Genomic DNA, 19,349 nt, shown 5'->3' on the forward strand with positions numbered 1-19,349 from the left:
GCTTGCATGGCGCGTACCGAGCACTTGACAGGCCGGGCAGGCCTCCGTGGTGGCGAGCTATTGTTACCTAGAGAGCCCATTAATCCACTTGCCGCCTCAAGGGGCAGTGTCTGCTTGAAAAAGCTGCTTTCTTTGGTGACTTTCTTTGCAGCAGCAAAGAAAGTTACCCCCCGCCGGGGAGGCGGCTACTGAACCAAAACGCAAGACAAAAGCAGCAGCAAGCAAACCCAAAACCGGAGCAAAAAGCAAAATGCCAAAATTCGCCGCAAACCTAACGATGATGTACACGGAGCACCCCTTCCTGGACCGATTCGCAGCAGCAGCGAAAGACGGCTTCAAGGCAGTGGAATTCCTATTCCCCTACGACTTCAAAGCAGAAGAAATCAAAGCACGCTTAAAAGACAACGGCCTAAAGCAAGCATTATTCAACGCCCCCCCAGGCGACTGGGCAAACGGCGAACGCGGCATAGCATCCTTACCGGGCCGAGAGGACAAGTTCAAGCAAAGCGTAAAAACAGCGCTCGAATACGCCGCCGAGTTAGGCAATAACAAACTCCACGTAATGGCCGGCTTGATAAGCCCAGATCAATCCCGCCAACAACACGGCGCAACGTATCTAAAAAACCTCGAATACGCCGCAAAAGAAGCAGAAAAAGCAAATATCACCATCGTGATCGAACCGATCAACACACGCGATATCCCCGGCTTCTTCCTAAACCGGCAAGACGAAGCCCAATCCATCTGCGATGAAATCGGCGCACCGAACCTGCAAGTGCAATTCGACATCTACCACTGCCAGATCGTCGAAGGCGATATCGCGATGAAGCTCAAACGCGATATGAAGCGCCCGAACGCGGGCATCGGCCATATTCAGATTGCGGGCGTGCCGGAGCGCCATGAACCGGACCTCGGCGAACTGAACTATCCGTACCTGTTCGATCTGATCGATTCGCTCGGCTACGACGGCTGGATCGGCTGCGAATATCGGCCGAAAGCGGGCACGTCCGATGGGCTCGGCTGGCTCAAACCGTACCTCTAAACAAGGAAACAAGGACCCACAGCATGAAAATTCTGATCACGGGCGGCGCGGGATTTCTGGGCCAAAAGCTCGCCAAACGTCTGCTCGAGCGCGGCCAACTCGACGGCAAACCGGTCGATGAACTCATCCTGCTCGACGTCGCACGTCCGCAAGACGAAGCGCTGCTGAGCGACAAACGCGTGCGCGCCGAAACCGGCGATATCTCCGACCGCGCCGTGCTCGAACGCCATATCGATACCAAGACCGAAGCGATTTTCCACCTCGCCGCGATTGTCAGCGGTCAGGCCGAAGCGGACTTCGATCTCGGCATGAAGATCAATCTCGATGCCTCGCGCGCGCTGCTCGAAGTCTGCCGCGCAAAGGGCCACGTGCCGCGCGTGGTGTTCACGAGTTCGGTCGCGGTCTACGGCGGCGTGCTGCCCGCCGTGGTGCAGGACGACACCGCGCTCAATCCGCAATCGTCGTACGGAACGCAGAAGGCTATCGCCGAATTGCTGCTCTCCGATTACGCACGACGCGGTTTCGTCGATGGCCGCGTGCTGCGTCTGCCGACCATCAGCGTGCGGCCGGGCAAGCCGAACGCGGCGGCGTCGTCGTTTGCGAGCGGGATCATTCGCGAGCCGCTGAATGGCGAGCGCTCCACGTGTCCCGTCGATGGCGAAACGCGCGTCTGGCTGCTGTCGCCGAAAAGCGCGATCGAAGCGCTGATCGCCGGTTGCGAGATCGATCGCGCGAAGCTCGGGTTGCGGCCGGTCATCAACTTGCCGGGCTTGTCGGTGAGCGTGAACGAGATGGTCGCGGCGCTGCGCGAAGTGGCAGGCGAGGAAGCGGTCGCGCGCATCGACTGGCAGCGCGACGAGCGTATCGAGAAGATTGTCGGAAGCTGGCCGGGTGCGTGGAATACAGATCGCGCTCAACAATTGGGACTCAGCGGCGATCAAACCTTCGCCGATGTCATCCGTGCCTATATCTCCGACCAACGCGCCTGAATCATCGCCGTAATGCAGGCTTTTGCCCGGAAGCTTGCCTGATGTTCCTCAGTCTCCGCTTCAAACCCGAACGCCGCCGCCGTGCGGCGTCCGCGTCTTATGCAGCCAGCGCGCTTACGTTCGCATTTCCGCGTTACACTCATCTCTAAAATAGGACGAACGTCGGACCGGCGCGGGAAAACGCGCCGTGATGAACCGCGAGCGCGTGCCGCTCGTCTCTCATTCGTTCCGCGCACGAGGTTCTCTCGCGCGATGCTCCATCGTCCAAATAGTCAGCAAGGCACAACGCGCGCCGTTGCGTGCGGGAGATTCCCATGTTGCTCCATCAGCTAGTCGATAAATTCGGCCCGGCGATCGTCTTTGTCAACGTCATGGGCTCGGCGCTCGGTTTGCCCGTGCCCGCCATGCCGACGATGATCATCGTCGGTGCGTCCATCGCCTTGATGGCGGTGAACGGCGCGGCGTTCTGGCCGCCGCTCGTGGGCGTGTTGTGCGTCGCGGTGGCGGGCGGCGTGCTCGGCGATCTCGTCTGGTTTCAGGGCGGCCGCAAATACGGCGACAAGACGCTCAAGACCATCTGCAAGCTCTCGCTGTCACGCGACACTTGCGTGAAAAAGACCGAACGCTTCTTCGGCAAGTGGGGCGTGCGCGTGCTGCTGGTGGCGAAATTTATTCCGGGCCTGTCGCTGGTGTCGGTGCCGCTCGCGGGCGCGATGGGCGTGAAGCTGCGCAGTTTCATCGCGCACGATGGCGCGGGCATCGCGTTATGGAGCGCGGTCGGGCTGTCGCTGGGCGTGTTATTCGCCGCGCAACTGGAAATGTTCTTCGCGATGATGTCGCAACTCGGACGCCAGGCGATCATGGTTCTCGCGGTGTTGCTGGCGATTTACGTGGCGTATCGCTGGTGGCGTCGCCGTGCGCTGATGGCGACGCTGGAGAAGGCGCGCATCAGCGTCGATCAGCTTTATTCGCTGATGAACGATGAACCGCTGCCTGTGATCTTCGATATCCGCTCGCCCGAAAAGCGCATGCTCGACCCGTTCGCGATTCCCGGCTCCATGTTCGCGGACGAGCGCGATCTGGCGAAGATCATCGAAAGTTACGACAAGTCGCGCAAGGTCATCATCTATTGTTCGTGTCCGAACGAGGTGTCGGCGGCGTGGATGGCGAAGACCATGCGCAACGCCGGTTTCCGCGACGTGCTGCCGCTTACCGGCGGACTCGATGCGTGGCGTCTCGCGGGTTTCCGCGTGGCGAATCTGACCGAGTTCGGCGAGCTGATGGCGACCACGCCCGAAGAAGTCGAACAGATGGCGGCGACCTGTTCGCTGCCGCTGTCGCAAAACGGCACGCTGCATGAAGCCGGCTTTCCCCATCCACACGGAGATCGCGCATGAGTACAAGCCCGAGCGGACTTGATCCGGAGTTGCCGCAGGCGATTTGGAGCACGCACGAGCCGACATCGGACGATCCGAACGTGGTGCCTTCGGGCGCGCCCGCCGCGGGCGCATCCGACGCCAACGCGCCGTTCTCGCCCTTGCAGTCGCGCATGCACCAGATGTTTCCGACGCTGACTGACAACGAGATCGAGCGCATGAGCCGCTTCGGGTTCGCGCAGCATTACAAGGCCGGCGAGTGGATGTTCCGCGTCGGCGAGACCGGGCGCGGCATGGTGATCGTGCTGAAGGGCATGGTGCGTGTGATCCGGCGCGACGCGCTGGGTATCGAACATATCGTGCGCGATCACGGGCCGGGCAATTTTCTGGCGGAAGTGGCGCAACTGTCGGGCAAACCTTGTCTCGTCGATGGCCTCGCGGTCGATGAAGTCGATGGCATCGTGATTCCGCCCGAGCGTCTGCGCGCGCTGCTGGTCGCGGAAGCGGAACTGGGCGAGCGCATCATGCGGGCGCTGATTCTGCGGCGCGTCGGTCTGATCGAAAAGGGCAGCGGGCCGGTGCTGCTGGGTCAATCGGACGATGCGCGGCTGGTGTCGCTGCAAGGCTTTTTGCGGCGCAACGGCTATCCGCATACCGTGATCGATGCCTGTACCGATCCCGATGCGATTGCATTGCTCGAACGCATTTCCGCTTCGACATCGGATTTTCCGATCGTGATTTGTCCGGACGGCACGGTGCTGCGCGCGCCCGATGAAAATCAGGTCGCCACGCAACTTGGCTGGCTGCCGGAGTTCGATCCGGAGCATACGTACGATGTCGCGGTCGTCGGCGCGGGACCGGCGGGTTTGGCTACGGCGGTTTATGCGGCATCCGAAGGATTATCGGTTGCCGTGTTCGATTGCCGCGCGCCGGGCGGACAGGCGGGCGCGAGTTCGCGTATCGAAAATTACTTAGGGTTCCCAACCGGAATTTCGGGCCAGGCGCTGGCGGGCCGCGCGTTCGTGCAGGCGCAGAAATTCGGCGCGCATATCGCGATTCCGACCAAGATCAAGGCGCTGCGTTGCGATCGCACGCCGATTCAGATCGAGCTGGAAAACGGCACGCTGGTATCGACGAAAACCGTGGTGATTGCGTCGGGTGCGGCGTATCGGCGGCCGTCCATCGACGGGCTGGAGCGGTATGAAGGGCACGGCACGTATTACTGGGCATCGCCGGTGGAGGCGAAGCTGTGCAAGAACTCGGACGTGGTGCTGGTCGGCGGCGGCAATTCGGCGGGACAGGCGGTGGTGTATCTAGCATCGCACGCGCGGCATGTGCATTTGCTGGTGCGCGGGTCGGGACTGGCCGCGAGCATGTCGCATTATCTGGTCGAGCGGATTGCGTCTTTGCCGAACGTGACGCTGCGCTCGCACACCGAAATCACTTCACTCGATGGCGACGAGCGCGCGTTCACCGCGATCAACTGTAAAACGCCGGATGGACCGCTGAAAATCGATTCGCGTCATCTGTTCCTGTTCACGGGCGCGGACCCGAATACGGACTGGCTGCGCAACTGCAATGTGAATGTCGATGGCAAGGGTTTCGTGCTGACCGGACCCGAAGCGCACGAAGGCCGCACGCTGGGCGTGATGGCGCTGGAAACCAGCGTTCCGGGCGTATTCGCCATCGGCGATGTACGGTCGAGTTCGACCAAGCGCGTGGCAGCGGCAGTAGGCGAAGGCGCGGCGGTCGTCGCGCAGATTCACGGCTTGCTGGCTAAGCAAGAGTCGATGCCTGCGCCGGTACGCTAACCGGGCTATTGGCAAAATCGCGCGGAAAGCACAGCGTAAATTCGATCCACCCTTCCGCCGTGCATTCCGCCGATGCGCTTCCGCCGTGCAGCCGCATGATCGCCTGCACAATCGACAAGCCCAATCCGCTCGATTCGGTGAATTCACTGCGCGCCGTATCGCCGCGATAGAAGCGGTCGAACAGGCGCGCAAGCTCTTCTTGCTCGATGCAAGGCCCGCGATTCCCCACAACGATGCGCGCGTTGCCATCATCATCCGCATGCCCGGATAACTTCACGACCGTGCCCGCATCCGCATAACGCACCGCATTCACGACGACATTGCCAATCGCGCGGCGGCACATGATCGCGTTGGCGAACATATCGCCTTCGGCATCAATGGAAAACGAAAGACTTCGTTCATCCGCGATTCCTTCGAAATACTCAGCAATCCCGACGAGTTCCTCGCGAAGATCGATACGTTCCCGATCGATCTGCTGCGGCCCATGATCCGCCTGCGCCAGAAACAAAATGTTCTGCGCGATCCGCGCCAGCCGCTCCAGTTCTTCCAGATTCGATTCGAGCACATTGCGATACTCCGCAATACTCCGTTCATGCGCCAGCGTCACCTGCGTCTCACCGATCAACACGCCGATGGGCGTACGCAACTCATGCGCGAGATCGGCGGAAAACTGAAGCAAGCGTTCATAGCCATTTTCCAGCCGATCCAGCATCGCATTGAACGATGCAGCGAGACTCTGCAATTCCGCAGGCGCATGGGCCACATCCAGACGCGCGGACATACGATTCGGCGCGATTTCCGCGGCTTTTTCCGCCATCAGCTTCAGCGGCAGCAGCCCGCGACTCGTCACCCAATACGCCAGCGCCAAAGCCGCCAAAGCCGCCACGATCACGTTGATATAAACCCGCAGCCGATACGCCGCCAGCACGCGCGCTTCCTGTGTCATCACATGCGCCGCGATAATTTCGACGACTTCGCCACTGTCACCGATCCGCGCCTGCGCACCGACCCAACGCGTGCGCACGCCGTCGCTGCGCGTGCCTTCGTCGAGTGCATCGAGCGTGACGTGCTGATCGACCGGCACGATCTTCAGCGCAGGCAGCGGCATATTCTCCGGATTCACATCGATAAACGGTGCGGTGCCTGCGCGGCGAAATAGTATGACATCCTGACTATCGCCGAGCATGGTTTCGAACAAACGCGGCCGCGCTTCGATTTCCTTGATCGTATAAAGATCGTGCAACAGCGAACGAAAATGTTCGACACGCCCGATCAACTGATAATCCGCACGCGTGGACAGCGCAATCGTCGTTGCGTGATACAGCGCCGCGCCGACCATGCCGACGACCACGAACACGATCACCGCAAACGAAAGCGCAATCCGCACCGCCAACGAACGCGCGGGCCGGTGCAAGTGACGGCTCATGCGTCTTCCCCAAACGAATAGCCGATGCTGCGCACCGTATGAATCAGCTTCAGTTCGAACGGATTGTCGATCTTCGCGCGCAGCCGTTTGATGGCGACATCGACCACATTGGTGTCGCTGTCGAAGTTCATGTCCCACACTTCGGACGCGATCATCGTGCGTGACAGCGCTTCACCCTGACGCCTGCAAAACAGGTGCAAAAGCGCGAATTCCTTGTTGGTCAGCACGATATCGATACCTTGCCGCGTCACCTTGCGGCGAAGTACATCGACATGCAGATCGGCGACCTGAAACGTATCCGATTCGCGCATCACGCCGCGTCGGAGCAACGTACGAATTCGCAGCACAAGTTCGGTGAACGAAAACGGCTTGACGAGATAGTCATCCGCGCCGAGTTCCAGCCCGTGGATGCGGTCCGTCACATGATCGCGCGCAGTGAGAAAAATGACAGGCAAGTCACGTTTCGCGCGCAACGCGGCCATCACCTGCCATCCGTCGATGCCAGGCAGCATCACATCGAGCACGATCAGTTCGTAATGGTTCGCGAGCGCCTGATGCAGACCGTCCGTGCCATTGCGTACGAGTTCCACCTGATAACCGGACTCCGTGAGCCCTTTTTTCAGGTAGTCGCCGGTCTTGCGATCGTCTTCGATAACGAGAATTGTCATGGCGTCATTCTAATCAGAGTGCGCACGTGTCTCGCCGATCATGACAAAAAAGTCATGGAGAGGTCATCGATCGATCAGAGCGGCGTCGCTACCATGCCTCTCAATTCTTCACGAGGCATGTCATGCAAGTGCAACCTTTATGGCTACGCATCACGCATTGGCTGAATGCGCTGGCTATCGTCATCATGGTGACGAGCGGCTGGCAGATTTACGACGCATCGCCGGTGTTCAAGTCGTTCACCATTCCTACGTCGATCGCACTCGGCGGATGGCTCGGCGGCGCGCTGCAATGGCACTTCGCAGCCATGTGGCTGCTGGTCGCCAATTTCATCGTCTATCTGGTGATGAATGTCGCGACCGGACGCCTGCAAAAACGCATGTTCCCGCTCAGCATAAAAAGCATTTTCCACGATGCCTTCGCCGCATTGCGCGGCAAGCTCGGTCATGCCGATCTCACGCATTACAACGCGGTGCAGAAATTTGCGTATCTCGCGGTGATCGTGGATATCGTCGTGTTGATTCTGTCGGGTCTGGTCGTATGGAAGTCGGTGCAGTTTCCGCTGCTGCGCACGCTGATGGGCGGTTACGACAACGCACGCGTGGTCCATTTCTTCGGCATGAGTTTTCTGGTGGCGTTCTTCGTCGTGCATGTCGCGATGGTCGCGCTCGTGCCGCGTTCGCTCGTCCTGATGATCCGGGGCCGCTAACATGAAACTCGATGCAGACCTCATCATCAAGGACGCCGCAAAGGAACTGAAGTCGCCCGCGCGACGCTTGTTCGGACAGCGCATTCTCACGCTCGGCGGTCTCGCCATGCTCTCCGGCTGCAACATCACCGACGACAAATCCGTCAACGCGATGCTGCGCAAGATCTCGTCCTTCAACGACGACGCGCAAGCCTTGCTGTTCGATCCGAACAAGCTCGCGCCGACGTATCCCGAGTCGATGATCACGCGCCCGTTCCCGTTCAACGCGTTCTACGACATCGACGACGTGCCCGAAGTCGATGCATCGGCCTACAAGCTGGAAGTGGGCGGCCTTGTCAAAGGCAAACGCGTCTGGACGCTCGACGAACTCCACGCCATGCCGCAGGAAAGCCAGGTTACGCGGCATATCTGTATCGAAGGATGGAGTGCGATCGGCAAATGGGGCGGCGTGCGATTCGCGCGTTTCCTCGCGCTCGCCGGCGCCGATACCACCGCGAAATACGTGGCGTTCCACTGCGCCGACAACTACTCGACCAGCATCGACATGCCGACCGCGCTGCACGCGCAGACGCTGCTCACGCTTACTTACGACGGCCAAATTTTGCCGCCCAAGTACGGCTTCCCGATGAAGCTGCGCATGCCGACCAAGCTCGGCTACAAGAACCCGAAGCACATCGTCGCGATCACCGTGACGAACGATTATCCCGGCGGCTATTGGGAGAACCAGGGCTACAACTGGTTCGGCGGTTCCTGAAGCCTTTGATTCATTCACTCGCAGGAGATTACATGTCTATCCGTACCAAACTCGGTCTTAGCCTCGTGGCGCTCTCGCTCGCCTCCACTGCCTTTGCCGCCGATGCACCCAAGCCCGCGCGCATTCGCGGCGATATCGTTTCGCTCACCGGCGATACGCTGACCGTGCATCGCAAGAGCGGCGATACCGTGAAGGTCACGCTCAAGGCGGACACGCCGGTGGCCGCGCTCAAGAACATCAAGTTGCAGGACATCAAGCCGGGTTCGTTCGTCGGCACGGCCGCGACGACCGGCACCGACGGCAAGCTCACCGCGACCGAAGTGCTGGTGTTCCCCGAGGCCGCGCGCGGCACCGGCGAAGGCCACTACGCGTGGGATCTCGGCCCGAAGAGTTCCATGACCAACGCCAATGTCGATCAGGTCGTGCAAGGCACCAGCGGCCGCGATCTGAAGCTCTCGTACAAGGGCGGCAACAATTCGGTGACGGTGCCGGAAAACGTGCCCGTGGTGACCTTCGCGCCCGCCACGCGCGACGATCTGAAGGCCGGCAAGCAAGTGTTCGTGGTCGCGACGCCGAACGGCTCGGACTACGCGGCGCAACGCGTGGTGGTGGAAAAGGATGGCGTGAAGCCGCCGATGTAAGTTGCATCGCTCAAGAAAAACGCCCGCCGCGAAATATTTCCGGCGGGCGTTTTTCATTTGGCCTACGCTTTCGCGACAATCCGCCCCAGTTGCAAAAATGTGATTCAAACCGCGCCGCAATTGATGCGCGCGGCGCGGGATCATTGAGCATCGAGAAATTCGATTCTCCGCGATAAATCATTTCATTGTCTTTCAAAAGCCGAAACCTATAATCGATTGAGATTTTCAGCGATCGAAAAACGATTTTCACGCCATTACCGTTTTTAAAACATTGCGCGTGTCGATCGATTATTTTCGCTCGGATTTTTTTCAACGATTCAGGGAGTACCGTGATGCAACACCAATTTCGTGCCGAACCCTTCGACCTGCCGTTCGATCCCCGCACCACGGCGCTCGTGATGATCGACATGCAGCGCGATTTCGTCGAACCGGGCGGATTCGGCGAAGCGCTCGGCAACGATGTGTCGTTCGTGCGCACGGCGATCGAACCGTGCAAGCGCTTGCTGGATGCCGCACGCCGCGCGCACATGTTGGTCATTCACACGCGCGAAGGCCATCGCGCCGATCTGACCGATTGCCCGCCCGCCAAGCTCACACGCGGCGGCAAGACGTTCATCGGCGAAAACGGGCCGATGGGCCGCATTCTGGTGCGCGGCGAGAAGGGCCACGATCTGATTCCCGAGTTGTATCCGGTGGCCGGCGAGCCGGTGATCGACAAGCCGGGTAAGGGCGCGTTCTATGAAACCGACCTGCATCTGATCCTCAAGAACGCGGGCATCAAGACGCTGATCGTGTGCGGCGTGACGACGGAAGTTTGTGTGACCACCACCGTGCGCGAGGCGAATGATCGCGGCTTCGAGTGCATCGTGCCGGAAGATTGCGTCGGCTCGTATTTCCCGGCGTTCCAGAAGGCGGCGCTTGAAATGATCAAGGCGCAAGGCGCGATTTTCGGCTGGGTCAGCAATTCGGCTTCGGTCATCGAAGGCTTGCGCGTCTGAATTCGATGAGATCGCGGGTTTTTCATTCCGTATGGCATTAGCGCATATTCAGAAAAATCGAATGAGTTTGCCGCTCGGCGCGATTATCCCGCGATTGTAATTAATCCCTGCATCGATTTTATCGTGCAGGGAAATGGAGAGGCGCAATGGCCACCAAAATCGAAAATTTCAAAAACATGTATCAGGATTCGGTTTCCCTGATGCAGATATCCGCGCATATCAGCAAATTGCCGGGCGTCGAACAGGCGTCGGTTGTGATGGGCACGCCGAATAATCTCGCCCAACTCGTGGATGCGGGTTTGGGCGAATGCGCCGACGCCGGCCCGAACGATTTGCTGATCGCCGTGCGCGGATCGGATGAAGCGTGCGAAGAAGCGCTGCGCGTCGCGCGCGAACGGCTGAGCGCGCGTCCGGAAAAGTCGTCGGGACAAACGGCTGAAGCGCCGCCCGTCAACAGCCTCGCCATGGCCTGCGACGACGTGCAGGATTCCAATCTCGCGCTGATCTCCGTACCGGGCGATTACGCCGCCGCCGAAGCCATCAAGGCGCTGCAACTCGGCATGAACGTGATGCTGTTCTCCGACAACGTCAGCATGGCGCACGAAAAGGCCATCAAGACGCTCGCGCGCGAGAAGCGATTGATCGTGATGGGCCCGGATTGCGGCACGGCGATCGTCAACGGCATGCCGCTTGGTTTCGCGAACGTGGTGAAGCGCGGTGGAATCGGCGTGGTCGGTGCGTCGGGGACGGGCTTGCAGGAAGTGACGTGCCGTATCGACCAATTGGGCGCGGGGATTTCGCAGGCGCTCGGCACGGGCGGACATGACTTGCACGAAGACATCGGCGGCATTTCGATGCTGTTCGCACTCGATGCGCTCGCCGAAGACCCCGACACGCATGTGATCGTGCTGATCTCCAAGCCGCCCGCGCGCTCGGTGGCCGAACGCGTGCTCGAACGCGCGCAGAAGGCGGGCAAGCCGGTTGTCGTGAATTTCCTCGGCGCACCGGAAGAAGAGATGCGCGTGCCCGGCGTCACGCCCGCGCACACGCTCGCGGATGCCGCGCAATTCGCCGTCGCCTTGCTGAACAAGACCGAGTTGCCGGATACCGTCGCGCGCGTCGAAGCGCAGGACGAAGCCACGCTCGCGCAGCACGCGCAAAAGCTCAATGCGCGCCGCAAGTTCATTCGCGGCGTGTTTGCGGGCGGCACGTTCTGCTACGAGAGCCAGTTGCTTTGCCAGCGCGAAGGTCTGACCGCGAGCTCGAACACGCCGGTCAAGGGCAACAGCAAGCTCGATGATATCTGGAAGAGCACGCAACACACCATCGTCGATTTGGGCGATGACGATTTCACACGCGGTCGTCCGCATCCGATGATCGATCCGACCTTGCGCGATGAACGCATCCGCGCCGAGATGCTCGATCCATCGACGGCGGTCGTGCTGTTCGATCTCGTGCTCGGCTACGGCGCCGCCGATGAACCCGCGCAAGGGCTGATCGCGGTTATCGACGAAGCGCGAAAAGCGACGTCCGAGCTGCCGGTGTTGATCGCACATGTCTGCGGCACCGAAGCCGATCCGCAAACACGCAGTCGCCAGATCGACACGCTTAAAAAGTCAGGCGTCCTGATCGCGGGCTGCAATGCGCAGGCGGCGCTGTGGGCGAGCCGTATCGCGCAGATGCAGGCGAAAAAATAACGGAGCGACAGAATGAACACATTGTTTGGTCAGCCACTCAAGGTGGTGAACTGCGGACTGGTCAGTTTCGCCGATAACCTGCGTCGCGCGGGCGGTGAAGTCGAACACGTAAGCTGGCAGCCGCCCGCACTCGGCGATCTCGAAGCAGGACTCGATCTCGCGTATCTGATGCGTCATCCGCTGGTCGAGCAGGCCAACGAAACGGCCTTCGCGCGCTATCTCGAAGCACAACCCGTACTGTGCGATATCGTCACTGCATCCGACGCCATCAGCGCGATGAACGAGCGCAAGCTGATCCTTCACTCCGGCCCGCCGATCGCTTGGGCGAATATGTGCGGACCGGTGCAGGGCGCGATCATCGGCGCGGTGATGCTCGAAGGCTGGGCTGCGGATCATGCGTCAGCGGAGCGCCTCGTGCTCGATGGCAAGATCGATCTCGAACCGTGCCATCACTACAACGCCGTCGGTCCGATGGCCGGCATCATCAGTCCGTCGATGCCTTTGTTCGTCATCCAGAATAAGAGCAACGGACATCGCACGTATTGCAACTTCAACGAAGGGCTGGGCAAGGTGCTGCGCTTCGGCGCGAACAGCGAAGAAGTGCTGACGCGTCTGCGCTGGATGAAGCCCACGCTCGCGCCTGCGCTGAAGGCGGCGTTGCGCGTATCGGGCGAGATCGATCTGAAGCCGCTGATGGCGCAAGCGCTGCATATGGGCGATGAAGTCCATAACCGCAACAGCGCGGCGACGGGCTTGTTTATCAAGCGCATCATGCCCGCCCTGCTCGAAGTCGATTTGCCGCTCGCGCAGATTCGCGACGTGAGCGCGGCGATTATCGGCAACGATCACTTTTTCCTCAATATTTCGATGGCCGCGTGCAAGGCCATGATGGACGCCGCCGCCAATGTGCCCTTCAGCTCGATGGTCAGCGTGATGGCGCGCAACGGCGTGAACTTCGGCATCCGTCTTTCGGGCACCGGCGATCAGTGGTTCCAGGCGCGCGCGAATCCTGTCGAAGGGCTGTTTTTCCCCGGCTACGGCGTGGACGATGCCGCCGCCGATCTTGGCGACAGCGCGATCACCGAAACGGCCGGCGTGGGCGGTTTTGCGATGGCTTCATCGCCCGCAATCGTCAAGTTCGTCGGCGGCACGCCTGCCGATGCGAGCGCCAACAGCCGCCGCATGCAGGCAATCACGCTTGGCGGCAATCCCGCTTTCACGCTGCCCGCGCTCGACTTCGCGCCCACGGCAGCGGGCATCGATGCGCGCATGGTCGCGGACCGGCGAATTCTGCCGGTGATCAACACGGGTATCGCGCATAAACGCGCCGGCGTCGGACAGATCGGCGCGGGCATCACCACGGCACCGATGGAATGCTTTGTCGATGCCATTCGCGCGCTGGCATCGACGGTGAGACAGCATACGGGACAAACATCATGACGACGCACAAGAAACCTTTGGCGGTGGTGGCGGTTGGCGGCAATGCGCTGATCCGCGATGAACAACACCTTAGTATTCCGCATCAATACGAAGCGGTGATCGAGAGCGCGCACAACATCGCGGAGATGATCGAGGCGGGCTGGAATGTCGTGCTTACGCACGGCAACGGGCCACAAGTCGGCTTTATTCTGCGACGCTCGGAAATCGCCGCGCAGGAAGTCGCGCCCGTTCCGCTCGATTACGCCGTTGGCGATACGCAGGGCGCAATCGGCTATATGTTCCAGAAAGCGCTGAGCAATGAGTTGCACAAGCGAGGTATCGATCGACGCGTGGTGGCGATCGTTACGCAAACGCTCGTAAGCGCAGACGATCAGGCATTCAGTCATCCTACCAAACCCGTCGGCGCGTTCTTCGATGAAGCCACGGCAAAGAAGCGTCAGAAGGAACTCGGCTGGACGCTGATGGAAGATGCGGGGCGCGGCTGGCGTCGCACGGTGCCGTCGCCGGAACCGCTCGAAATCGTCGAGCGCGATGTGATTGCGTCCTTGCTCGACCAAGGCTGTGTGGTGATCGCGTGCGGTGGCGGCGGCATTCCGGTGATTCGCAGCGAGCGCGGACTCGCCGGCGTCGAGGCGGTGATCGATAAAGACCTGGCTTCCGCGCTGCTTGCGCAGCAACTCGAAGCGGATCTGCTGCTGATTCCTACGGGCGTCGAACAAGTCGCGGTCAACTTCGGCACACCTGAGCAACGCTGGCTCGACACGCTGAGCGTGGCCGAAGCGAAAAAGCTCATTGAACAAGGGCAATTCGGGGCGGGCAGCATGCAGCCGAAGGTCGAAGCCATTCTGCGTTTCGTCACGCACACAGGACCGAACGGACGCGCAGGCGAAGGTCTTATCACCAGTCCCGCTGCGATCCGTCGCGCACTCGAACGTAAAACCGGCACATGGATTACGCCATGAATCCAGGAGAAAACATGAACGACACCACTTTGCTCGCCGTGAACGGCACGCTGATGCGCGGGCTTGGACTCAATCACAACATGCTCGCGGCGGGCGGCACGTTTGTGCGCGAAGACCGCACGGATGCGTGCTATCGAATCTGGAGCATCGGCGACCGGCATCCGGGAATGATCCGCGTGAAGAGCGGCGGCGTGAGCGTTTCGCTGGAAGTGTGGCGTCTGCCGATGGCGGGGCTCGGCGGCCTGCTGCTCTCGGAACCTGCGGGACTTTCCATCGGCAAGGTCGTGCTCGCGGATGGCAGCGAAGTGCTCGGCGTGCTTGCGGAGCCGTGGCTGCTCGAAGGACAAACGGAAATCACCGACAAGGGCGGCTGGCGCGAATACACCGGTCATCACTTTACGCCGTGATTCAAGGCTCGAAATAGAAGGACATGTCATGAGTAATACCAATCAAAGCCGCGCGGACGAAAAGCTCAACACCGCGCCGGCTTATCGGATCGCGATGATTCTGCTGGGCATTGCGGTGACGCCGGTGCTGTTGTCGTCGTCGAGTCTGGGCAATCAGTTGAGCAACGATGTGCTCGTCAAAGTGGTCGCGCTCGGCAGTCTGATTCTTGCGGTCATCGCGTCGATCACGATTTCCGTGGGCGAGAAAGCGCGGCTGCCGACGTACGGCATCGTGAAATATCCGTTCGGCGAGAAGGGCGCGATTGCCATCAACGTGTTGCTGGCGGTGAGTCTGTTCGGATGGATCGCGGTGACGGCCAGCATGTTCGGCCATTCCGTGCATGATCTGCTCGCGCAACGCGGCATGAATGTGCCCGTGCCGGTGCTGATTGCCATCGGCTGCGTGGTGTTCGTGGCATCGACGGCGTTCGGGTTTGAAGTGCTTGGCAAGGTGGCGCAGTTCGCGGTGCCGGTGATCGTGCTGATTCTCGGCTACAACGTGCATGTGGCGATGACCGGCAACGCGCCCGCCATCGATAGCGTGAGCAATATGCCGATGGGCGTCGCAGTATCCACGGTGGTCGGCACGATCATCGTGCTGGTCGCAACGCTGCCCGATTTCGGCAGTTTCACGCATAACCGCATGCATGCCGTGGGCGGCGCGCTGCTGGCGTTTCTGATCGCGTATCCGCTGCTGTACTGGGCTGGCGCGACGCCGAGCGTGATCACTGGCAAAGGCTCGCTGCTCGCCGCGATGGCCGTGTTCGGCGCGACGCTGCCTGCCGCCATTCTGCTGATCTTTGCGACCGTCACCGGCAACGCGGGCAACATGTTTCAGGGCACGCTCGTGGTATCGACGCTCTTTACGCGCTTTCCGAAGTGGCAGATCACGATTGCGCTCGGCGTGCTTGCAACGATCGTCGGCAGCATGGACATCATGTCGTGGTTCATTCCGTTCCTGCTGTTTCTGGGCATTGCGACGCCGCCGGTCGCGGGCATCTATATCGCAGATTTCGCGATGTATCGCCGTCACGGATATGACGCCGCTGTGCTGATGCGTGAACCGCAAATCAAGCTGATGACGTTCGTCGCATGGATCGCCGGTTCGCTCACGGGCTTTGCCACCGTGCGCGGCATGTTCACGCTGACGTCCATTCCTTCGCTCGATTCGATTCTCGTCGCCTGCATCGGCTACATGATTTTGAGCCGTTTGACGATGGCGCGCGGTTCAGTGACCCAATGACGCAGTGACATTGCGTCGCTTGGCTGTATCGCTTTGATCCTGCATGCTGCGCGTTCACGCATGCAGGATTTTTGTTTGATGTTCACCTCGGATGAAAGCATTCGGATTGTCCGAATGGTCGCGCAGTATCAAAGCATCACGGCGGCGGCGGAACGCCTGAACAAAGTGCCGTCTGCGATCAGTTATACGGTGAAGAAGCTCGAGGAATCGTTCGGCGCGAAGCTGTTCGAACGCAAGGGCTGCTATATCCGGCTCACCGAAGCGGGCGAATATTTCATCGCGCACAGCAAGGCGATTCTCGATGATCTTCAGGCGCTCAAACATAATCTGGGGATCGTTCAGGGCGGGATCGAGCTTGAATTGACGATCGCGGTGAACAACATCGTGCCGCGCGAACCGCTCGTGCAATTCGTCGCCGATCTCGAAGCCGTATTTCCCACTACGCGCGTCACCATTCGCGAAGAGGTCTATAACGGCTGCTGGGATGCGCTCTATGCCGACAAGGCGGATATCGTCATTGGCGCGCCGCATTTCGTGCCGCGAAACGAAGGCATCGTCAGTGTGCCGATCGGTTCGATGCCGTGGGATTTTTTGGTGGGCGCGAGCCATCCGTTGGCATCGGTAAGACATACTCTGCAAAGCGCGGAATTGCGGAAATATCCTGCCGTCTGCATTCGCGATACCTCGGTCGAATTCGATGCTCGTCACGCGTGGCTGCTCGAAGGTCAGAAGCCGGTCTTCGTTCCCGATTTTCCGATGGCGGTCGGCTTGATCGTGCGCAATGTGACGATCGGCTGCGTGCCGTCGCATGTGCGCGCCACGTACGCGCATTTGCCACTCGTCAGCAAGCAGATTCAGGAGCGCAAGCACGCCACGCCGCTATTCATCGCGCATCGCGCGGAGGGTACGGGAAAGGTGCGCGCGTGGTGCATCGAATATTTGTCGAGGCCCGAGATGCGCGCGGCGCTGTGTGGCGACGCGCCCTGATGCTTTGTTCAACCGATTACATGCGCCGCCGCCGAAAGTTTCGCTTGCAGGCATGACGCGCGACCCGCAGACTAGTTAAGTCGGCTGCACGCAATTCGATCCGTTTTCCCGCCGACATCGTGCGAAAAGGAAAGCATCATGGATCGTTCACTTTCCGTTCTGATTGTTGGTGCGGGACCGACAGGTCTCACGCTCGCGCTCACCTTGCGGCGTCATGGCATTGCAGCGCGTGTGATCGACAAGTTGCCGGAAACTGCGAATCTGTCGAAGGCGCTGGCCGTGTGGCCCGCGAGTCTCGAAGTGCTGAGCGGACTCGGTGTCGGCGCGGAATTCGCGAATGCGAGCGTGCCGCTGAAGGCCGTGGTCTTTGGCGATGGAACCGAACGCCTCGCACGCATTTCGATGGAAGACGGCATCGACAGCGCGCATCCGCAGCCTATTTTGCTGCCGCAATCGCAAACGGAAGGCATTCTCGCGGCGCGTTACACGCAGATGGGCGGCGTCGTGCAGCGCGGCGTGGAACTCACCGGTCTCGTCGAACAAGCGGATACGGTCGATGTCACGCTACGTCACGCCGATGGCCGTATCGAGACCACGAACGCGGCGTGGGTGATCGGCGCGGACGGTGCGAAAAGCGCGGTGCGTCATGCGCTCGGCATCGAATTCGAAGGCGATACCGAGCACGAAGGCTACTGGCTCGGCGACGTGCATATCGACGGCGCGGAACTCGATGCGCACAGCATCCATATCTGGTGGCACGACGGCGGCACGGTCGCGCTGTTTCCGTTCGAAGACGGCGTGTGGCGCGTGATTAGCCGCCGTCATGTCGATAAAGCACACGAGCAGAACGACGATCCGCCGACGCTCGATCAACTTCAGGAGCAAATGACGCGTCACGGCCCGCCTGGAGGCCGTTTGTCGGAGCCGGGATGGTTGTCTACCTTTCGCATCAACGAACGGCTGGCGGCCCGTTTTCGTGGCTCTGCGCGCGTGTTTCTTGCGGGCGATGCCGCGCATATCCACAGTCCCGCAGGCGGCCAAGGCATGAACACCGGCATTCAGGATGCCGCCAATCTCGGCTGGAAGCTCGCGTATGTGCTGCAAGGGCGCGGCCATCAGGCGACGCTGCTCGACAGCTATGAAGCGGAGCGCCGGCCGGTGGCGCGCGATGTCATCGCCAATGCGACGCGCATGCTGCATGTTGGCATGGCGCCTCATCCCGTCGCACGCGTAGTACGCGATGCCGCCGTGCGCCTGATCGATCATATGCCTGCCTTGCAGGCGCGTTTGCGCACGGAAATGTCGGAAACCGACATCACGTATCACGATGGTCCGCTGGTCGCATTGGGCGAGACGTCGCGTCATCCGTCGCGCGGCCATACGGGCACGCGTGCGCTCGATATCCGCTGGACCGATCGCTCGGGCGAGGAACACAGCTTGTGGCCGTTGCTGAGCGAGCGTCATACGCTGCTCGCTTTCGGCGATGGCGTCGTGTCGCGCGCGGTCGAATGCGTCGCGCCTTACGAAGACGCCGTCGCGACGGTGACGCTGGGGTCATCGCTCGATATGGATCACGCCGCGCGCCATCGCTATGGTTTCGACGATGCAGGATGGGTGCTGATCCGCCCCGATCAGGTGATCGCGCTTCGCGGCACCGACGCGGATATCACCGCGCTGGAGCGTTATCTTGCGATGGTGATCGCGCCCGGCGCGATGTAAGCGATCGGTTGACATCGCGTTGTTACATGGCGGGCGTGTCGGACTTCGTGCAACCGCGTGCTGTCGGGCTTGATCGCGTATAACGGATGTAACACCGTAACGCTTGGAAAAAATCTCGTAGCCGCTTGTAGCCTGTTTGCCAGCTTCGCTCTCTACGATGCTCTCAGACCTTCACGCCGGGAGCATCGCATGCTGAGTCCTCATGAAATCGCCACGCTGTTGCTGGTCCAACGTTCGCCGCATCAGGTCGAAGCCTTCGGGCAGCTTGCCGCGCGCTTGCAACAGGAAGAACTTGTCGAAATCGGCCGCTTGCCGACCGGCCATCCGATGCCCTTGCTGACGCCAAAAGGACAAGACATGTTGCGCCGGCTCGACGCGCTGCGTAGTCCGCGCGTGGTCGAACACGACGAGACCGAATAGCCTATTCTGAGGCTTCATTCGTTCAT

The 19,349-nt window shown here is 60.5% G+C and carries 18 protein-coding genes; 16 read left to right on the forward strand and 2 right to left on the reverse strand.

Going from position 1 to position 19,349, the window contains the following annotated elements:
* The first annotated feature begins 250 nt into the window (after window positions 1-250).
* The 4 genes from otnI (at window position 251) to P7F28_RS20635 (ending at window position 5,215) form a co-directional block, all read left to right on the forward strand.
* Window positions 251-1,039: a 2-oxo-tetronate isomerase gene (gene otnI, locus P7F28_RS20620; RefSeq protein WP_277186491.1), complete on the forward strand. Its 789-nt coding sequence runs from the start codon at window positions 251-253 to the stop codon at window positions 1,037-1,039.
* Window positions 1,040-1,062: 23 nt separating this feature from the next.
* On the forward strand, window positions 1,063-2,028 hold the full coding sequence (denD, locus tag P7F28_RS20625) for a D-erythronate dehydrogenase (protein ID WP_277186441.1): 966 nt from the start codon (window positions 1,063-1,065) through the stop codon (window positions 2,026-2,028).
* A gap of 317 nt (window positions 2,029-2,345) precedes the next feature.
* A complete protein-coding gene (locus P7F28_RS20630; protein ID WP_370467369.1) occupies window positions 2,346-3,425 on the forward strand; it encodes a DedA family protein/thiosulfate sulfurtransferase GlpE in 1,080 nt (359 codons plus the stop codon).
* Window positions 3,422-5,215 (forward strand): FAD-dependent oxidoreductase, encoded by a 1,794-nt coding sequence (locus P7F28_RS20635; protein ID WP_277186443.1) that lies wholly within the window; start codon window positions 3,422-3,424, stop codon window positions 5,213-5,215. Before P7F28_RS20630 ends, P7F28_RS20635 begins: the two co-directional genes overlap by 4 nt.
* On the opposite strand, the gene P7F28_RS20640 is transcribed toward P7F28_RS20635, so the two are convergent.
* Together P7F28_RS20640 and P7F28_RS20645 are read right to left on the reverse strand one after the other, a co-directional pair.
* Entirely contained in the window at window positions 5,181-6,641 is a 1,461-nt protein-coding gene (locus tag P7F28_RS20640; protein ID WP_277186444.1) for a heavy metal sensor histidine kinase, read from the reverse strand. The two genes, P7F28_RS20635 and P7F28_RS20640, sit on opposite strands and share 35 nt — an antisense overlap.
* Window positions 6,638-7,309, reverse strand: a complete 672-nt coding sequence (locus tag P7F28_RS20645; protein ID WP_277186445.1) for a heavy metal response regulator transcription factor — start codon at window positions 7,307-7,309, stop codon at window positions 6,638-6,640. The genes P7F28_RS20640 and P7F28_RS20645 overlap by 4 nt, the downstream gene beginning before the upstream one ends.
* A gap of 122 nt (window positions 7,310-7,431) precedes the next feature.
* On the opposite strand from P7F28_RS20645, the gene P7F28_RS20650 reads away from it, so the two are divergent.
* From P7F28_RS20650 to P7F28_RS20705, 12 genes are all read left to right on the forward strand, one after another.
* On the forward strand, window positions 7,432-8,016 hold the full coding sequence (locus P7F28_RS20650; protein ID WP_277186446.1) for a cytochrome b/b6 domain-containing protein: 585 nt from the start codon (window positions 7,432-7,434) through the stop codon (window positions 8,014-8,016).
* Window position 8,017: 1 nt separating this feature from the next.
* Complete coding sequence (locus tag P7F28_RS20655) at window positions 8,018-8,770, forward strand: molybdopterin-dependent oxidoreductase (protein WP_277186447.1); 753 nt, start codon at window positions 8,018-8,020, stop codon at window positions 8,768-8,770.
* A 32-nt stretch (window positions 8,771-8,802) separates the two neighbouring features.
* Window positions 8,803-9,411, forward strand: coding sequence for a hypothetical protein (locus P7F28_RS20660; protein WP_277186448.1), 609 nt, complete (start codon window positions 8,803-8,805; stop codon window positions 9,409-9,411).
* A 332-nt stretch (window positions 9,412-9,743) separates the two neighbouring features.
* A complete protein-coding gene (locus P7F28_RS20665; RefSeq protein WP_277186449.1) occupies window positions 9,744-10,409 on the forward strand; it encodes a cysteine hydrolase family protein in 666 nt (221 codons plus the stop codon).
* A 146-nt stretch (window positions 10,410-10,555) separates the two neighbouring features.
* The gene (fdrA, locus tag P7F28_RS20670) at window positions 10,556-12,106 is read left to right on the forward strand and encodes an acyl-CoA synthetase FdrA (protein ID WP_277186450.1); all 1,551 of its coding nucleotides are present in this window, start codon (window positions 10,556-10,558) and stop codon (window positions 12,104-12,106) included.
* A gap of 12 nt (window positions 12,107-12,118) precedes the next feature.
* Window positions 12,119-13,546, forward strand: coding sequence for a DUF1116 domain-containing protein (locus P7F28_RS20675; RefSeq protein ID WP_277186451.1), 1,428 nt, complete (start codon window positions 12,119-12,121; stop codon window positions 13,544-13,546).
* Window positions 13,543-14,508, forward strand: coding sequence for a carbamate kinase (gene arcC / locus P7F28_RS20680; RefSeq protein WP_277186452.1), 966 nt, complete (start codon window positions 13,543-13,545; stop codon window positions 14,506-14,508). Before P7F28_RS20675 ends, arcC begins: the two co-directional genes overlap by 4 nt.
* Before the next feature lie 14 nt (window positions 14,509-14,522).
* On the forward strand, window positions 14,523-14,915 hold the full coding sequence (locus tag P7F28_RS20685; RefSeq protein ID WP_277186453.1) for a glutamyl-tRNA amidotransferase: 393 nt from the start codon (window positions 14,523-14,525) through the stop codon (window positions 14,913-14,915).
* Between the two features lie 28 nt (window positions 14,916-14,943).
* Window positions 14,944-16,197 carry a cytosine permease gene (locus P7F28_RS20690; RefSeq protein WP_277186454.1) on the forward strand — a complete coding sequence of 418 codons (1,254 nt, stop codon included), beginning with the start codon at window positions 14,944-14,946 and terminating at the stop codon, window positions 16,195-16,197.
* Window positions 16,198-16,275: 78 nt separating this feature from the next.
* Window positions 16,276-17,184, forward strand: coding sequence for a LysR substrate-binding domain-containing protein (locus tag P7F28_RS20695; RefSeq protein ID WP_277186455.1), 909 nt, complete (start codon window positions 16,276-16,278; stop codon window positions 17,182-17,184).
* A gap of 138 nt (window positions 17,185-17,322) precedes the next feature.
* Window positions 17,323-18,903, forward strand: coding sequence for an FAD-dependent monooxygenase (locus tag P7F28_RS20700; protein WP_277186456.1), 1,581 nt, complete (start codon window positions 17,323-17,325; stop codon window positions 18,901-18,903).
* A gap of 189 nt (window positions 18,904-19,092) precedes the next feature.
* Complete coding sequence (locus tag P7F28_RS20705) at window positions 19,093-19,323, forward strand: hypothetical protein (protein WP_277186457.1); 231 nt, start codon at window positions 19,093-19,095, stop codon at window positions 19,321-19,323.
* Window positions 19,324-19,349 lie beyond the last annotated feature (26 nt).

The organism is Caballeronia sp. BR00000012568055, from assembly GCF_029439455.1.
In the GTDB taxonomy this organism is placed as follows: Bacteria; Pseudomonadota; Gammaproteobacteria; order Burkholderiales; family Burkholderiaceae; genus Caballeronia.